General features: G+C 45.8%; 4 protein-coding genes. 2 read left to right on the top strand and 2 right to left on the bottom strand.

From position 1 onward, the window contains the following. Positions 1–151: 151 nt before the first annotated feature. On the bottom strand, positions 152–1,138 hold the full coding sequence (locus tag AC9UGD_RS06105) for a TerC family protein (protein ID WP_509570957.1): 987 nt from the start codon (positions 1,136–1,138) through the stop codon (positions 152–154). A gap of 233 nt (positions 1,139–1,371) precedes the next feature. Between AC9UGD_RS06105 and ggt the strand changes: the two genes are divergently transcribed. Continuing rightward, positions 1,372–2,952 carry a gamma-glutamyltransferase gene (gene ggt, locus AC9UGD_RS06100; protein ID WP_509570954.1) on the top strand — a complete coding sequence of 527 codons (1,581 nt, stop codon included), beginning with the start codon at positions 1,372–1,374 and terminating at the stop codon, positions 2,950–2,952. On the opposite strand, the gene gabT is transcribed toward ggt, so the two are convergent. After that, complete coding sequence (gene gabT, locus AC9UGD_RS06095) at positions 2,949–4,289, bottom strand: 4-aminobutyrate--2-oxoglutarate transaminase (RefSeq protein WP_509570951.1); 1,341 nt, start codon at positions 4,287–4,289, stop codon at positions 2,949–2,951. The genes ggt and gabT overlap by 4 nt on opposite strands. A gap of 56 nt (positions 4,290–4,345) precedes the next feature. Here gabT and AC9UGD_RS06090 point away from each other — a divergent pair. Continuing rightward, a partial coding sequence (locus AC9UGD_RS06090; protein WP_509570949.1) for an aminotransferase class V-fold PLP-dependent enzyme occupies positions 4,346–5,060 on the top strand: 715 nt, incomplete at its 3' end.

Below are 5,060 nucleotides of genomic sequence, written 5' to 3'. Positions count from 1 at the left end.
CTGTTGCACTGTTCCCGCGGATTGCTCCGGGTGGGAGTTACCCACCGCCTTGCTCTGCGAAGTCCGGACTTTCCTCGGTACCTTGCGGTAACGCGGTGATCCGGGCGACTCTTCTGTGTAAAGGATAGAGGCAATAACTAGGTGAGGGAAATTATTTCTTTTCATCACTCCCGGTTATGCGTCCAGCATGCGCAACTGCGCTTGGATCGCGCTTGGATTTAATCAAGCTGGCAACTGTTGAAACTACCAGTACCAAACCAATCACTGAAAGGCTAAAGACAATAGGAATCTTTGGCACTTCATACCAAATTTCGTGCAAGTAGGTCATGATCAACTTAACGCCGATAAACATCAAGATGATTGATAGTCCCAGAGAAAGATAAATCAGCTTATCCAGCAAGCCCTTGAGCAAGAAGTACAGGGCGCGCAAACCAAGTAAGGCAAAGGCATTAGCTGCAAAGACCAAGAAGGGTTCTTGGGTAACGCCAAAGGTGGCTGGGATTGAGTCCAGTGCGAATAGCAGATCAGTTGATGCAATTGCAATCATGACCAAGAACATCGGTGTTGCAAGTTTTTTGCCATCAATCTTGGTGAAGATTTTTGAGCCGTCAAACTCATCTGTCATTGCAATGTGTTTTCTAATCACTTTTACCATTGCATTGTCTTCGGGAGAAGGATCTTCATCCCAATGCTTAAACAATCCGATACCAGTCCAGATCAAAATGGCTCCGAAGATCACAAATGTGAAACTGAAGGCGGCAAGTGCTGCCGCACCAACTGCGATGAAAATTCCTCGCAACACAAGTGCTAATAAAACTCCGAACATCAGAACTCGTTGGTGGTAGATCGATGGAACTTTAAACTGTGCCAAAATTATGATGAATACAAAGAGGTTATCGACTGATAACGATTTCTCCACTAAATAAGCTGCAAAGTATTCTGTTCCAAATTGCGAACCCGCGCTCTGCCAGACCCAGACACCAAAGCCAATCGCGACCGCAATATAGAAAATTGACCAACCGGCAGCCTCTTTGAATTTAACTTCATGGGGCTTTCGGCTAACTGTTAATAGATCCACAACGATCAGTGCCAAAATCGCACCGATAACAACAAACCACGTGGTTAATGAGACATTCATGAATTACACCAATTTCGTTAAAGGGGCATTGTGCCAAGGTCTCCCTCAACCACTAGCTACGTAATAGCTATGTGGTCGCAGCTCCGGGATATTTCTATCCGTATTGACGAAGATGCCGAACGAGGTACTCCCCTTAACGTAGGTAAATAATAAGTCGCAGCCACATTGTCAGCAAATCGTAACTCTGCATGTTTTTCCTTGTATTCCCCCTAAAAATAAGCCACAGTTCACGGATGCAAACAGGTCGAAGTGTTGTTTATGCCAAAAATGGTGGAGCAGCGGCAAGCCAGCCATTGGCTGTTAGCGCTGCTATTTCCATCTTGAAGCAAGGCGGAACTTTCATTGATGCTGCCATCGCGCTCAGTGCAGTGATCTGTGTGGTTGAACCCGGAGCATCTCATCTGGGTGGTGATGCATTCCTTGTAACTCACCATGCAGCAAGTAAGACAAACCTTGCATTTAATGGCAGTGGCGAAGGATCACATGCGGCTACACCGGATGCTTATAAAGATGGAATCCCGCTGCATGGATATAAATCTGGAACAGTGCCGGGTTTAGTATCGACATGGTTTGAAACACATTCTCGTTATGGAAAGCTGCCTATGGCAACTGTCCTAGAACACGCAATTGATTATGCAGAAAATGGATTTCCAGCCAATAGTGGCTTTGTCAAAAGAATTGCCGGGCACTTAGCAATTGCGCCAGATACTCATGTGTTTAAAGATATGGGTATTGATGTCAATGTAAAGATTGGCGATTTAGTTGTTCAAAAGAATCTTGCTCAGTCTTTACGAGAGATTGCATCAGGTGGACGTGCGGCTTTTTATGAAGGACGAATTGCTCAGCAATTGATTAAAGGCTCTGATGGTTGGTTTAACGCAGAAGATTTAAAGGCGCATACAACGAGAGTGCTAGATCCACTTTCGGTTAAGTACCGCGACTTAACTGTTTATGGCCAGCCTCCCCCAACTCAGGGCATGATCTTGATGGAAGAACTATTGCTGAATGAGCGCTTTGATATTGCGGCTTTGTCTGAAGTTGACCGCATCCATGTTGGAGTTGAATCAAAAAAGCTTGGTTTTGCAGACCGAAATGCGATTTTAGGTGACCCAGAGTTCATCGATGTGAATGTGGCGAAGATTTTGTCAAAGGACAATATCGATGCCAGATTTAAGCAAATTTCTATGGATACAGCTGCCAATGACATCGCACCTGTTTCTGAAGGCAGCGATACAACCTACTTTTTAGTTGCTGACAAAGATGGCAACGCAGTGTCTTGGATTCAGTCTGTATTCCATGGCTTCGGTAGCTCATGGATTATTCCTGACACTGGAATTCTGCTGAATAATCGTTTAACTGGATTCTCTTTAGATCCAAGTTCGCCAAACATCATCGCACCTGGCAAACGCCCTGCGCACACCTTAAATGCATTTACTGTAGTTAATTCTGATGGAACTTTGCATTTAGTGGGAGGAACCCCTGGTGCAAATATTCAGGTTCAATCAAATTTACAATTAATTATAAATATTGTGGACTTAAAGATGGATGTGCAAGAAGCAACAGAAGCGCCACGTTGGCAGCATTTAAGTTTGCCTGGCCAAAGTTCTGAAGAAGAGCTTGGGCACGGAGTTCTAGAAATCGAAAATCGAGTTCCTACTGCCGTCCTAGATCAATTACGGGCAAAGGGGCATGATGTTCGCCCATTGGCTGCGTGGGGACATGGTTCTGCTGTGCAATTAATGCAGGTGCTACCTAATGGAAGCTTTGCATTTGGTTCAGACCCTCGCTGCGAAGGTCACGCTTCAGGTATTTAGAGAGAAGCCAGCGCTTCATCAAGCACGCTTAGGGCGTCCTTGAGAAGTTCATCTGTAATAACAATTGGTGGCAAGAAGCGAACAACATTTGAGTAAGTGCCCGCTGTAAGGATAAGAACACCCTTGCTCTGGCAATACTTAACAACTGCGTTCATCGCTGAAGTGTTAGGTGTCTTTGTACCTGGAACTACTAATTCAATCGCTTGCATTGCTCCACGACCGCGAACTTCACCGATCACTGGATACTTTGCTTGCATTGTGCGAAGTGAGTCGCCAAGGATTGTGCCGATGTGATTTGCGCGCTCGACTAACTTTTCAGCTTCCATGGTTTCAAAAACTCCGAGTGCTGCAGCACATGCAAGTGGATTTCCACCATACGTTCCGCCCAGACCTGAAACATGAACCGAATCCATGATCTCTGCGCGACCTGTAACACCTGCAAGTGGAAGTCCACCTGCGATGCCCTTGGCTGTAACCATCATGTCTGGCACTACGTTTTCGTTTTCAACAGCAAACATATTGCCTGTGCGGGCAAAGCCAGTTTGTACTTCATCTGCGATAAAAATTATGCCGTTATCTGTTGAATACTTTGATAGCGCAGGCAAGAAACCCTTTGGTGGAACGATAAATCCGCCCTCGCCCTGAATAGGCTCGATAAGAATTGCAGCGACATTGTGTGCGCCGATTTCCTTATCAATCTTGTGAGTAATCATCTCGATTGCATCTTCTGTGATCGTTGCTTGATCGCCAACCCAATGGAATGAGTACGGCATAGGCACGCGATATACCTCGGGAGCAAATGGACCAAAGCCTTCTTTGTATGGCATGTTCTTTGCAGTTAGCGCCATAGTTAAGTTTGTACGGCCGTGATAGCTATGTTCGAAAACAACAATCGCTTGGCGCTTTGTGTAATGGCGCGCAATCTTTACTGCATTTTCAACAGCCTCTGCACCCGAATTGACAAGAAGTGACTTCTTCTTAAATGTTCCTGGTGTCATTGCATTTAACTTTTCGCATACTTCTATGTAGCCCATGTATGGAGCAACTGTGAAACAGGTATGTGTAAATGCTTGCACCTGATCGATAACGCGATCGACTACACGTTGTGCCGAGTTACCTACGTTAGTAACACCGATACCTGAACCAAGATCAATGATTTGATTGCCATCGATATCAAGCAAAATTGCATCACTAGCGCGCTCGATAATGACGGGGATCGCCATACCTAGTCCCCCAGATGTCGCCTCACTGCGGCGCTGTAGCGCCTCGAGAGATTTTGGTCCCGGAATTGCGGTAACCAACCGACGCTCTTGAGTCAATGCGGTAAGTGTTGTCATGGGTAAAGTCTAAGCCATCATTTCCTACTCGCCAGTCCATTGGTTAGGCTTGCACAATGAACTCTGAGTTAAGAAAGAGCGCACCATTACTAGATGCCTACTTGCGCTACTTCGAAACTGAGCGCACAGCATTCACAATTCCGGGTCACAAGCAGAAGGCACATCGATTAGATGAGGGGTTAGGAGCTGTAGTAGATACAGATACTCCGCTCTACGGTGGGCTAGATGAAATCAAGTTAACTGAAGGAACATTAAAGAAGGCTGAAGAGTTAGCGGCATCACTATGGGGCGCAGATTACGCGCGCTTTTCAACTGGTGGTTCAACGCATGCAAACCAAGCAATCATTTTTGCTCTGGGAAAACCGGGAGACAAGGTTGCAATTACTCGTACTGCTCATCGATCCGTCCTAAGCGCACTCGTACTTACTGGTCTAGAACCAATCTGGTTAACACCTGAAATAGATCAAGCAACAGGTGTGCCAACAGGTATTCCCGTTTCAGAACTAGAACGTGTCTTAGATCAACAGCCAATCGCACTTTTGCTAACAGAGCCTGGCTATCTAGGAACAATTTCAGAACTTTCTGCACTGATTAAAAAAGCCCATGTAAATTCAATCCCAGTAATCGTTGATGCTGCATGGGGTGGGCACTTTGGTTTTAACTCCCAGCTTCCACAGCATGTATTGCAGTTAGGTGCCGACGCATTAATCACAAGTGTTCATAAAGCACTGCCTGGCTATAGCGCTTCGGCTTTGTTGCTGGCGCAGGGAA

This window comes from Candidatus Planktophila sp. (assembly GCF_044232745.1).
Lineage (GTDB): Bacteria > Actinomycetota > Actinomycetes > Nanopelagicales > Nanopelagicaceae > Planktophila.
This window is presented reverse-complemented; position numbering and strand designations above follow the sequence as displayed.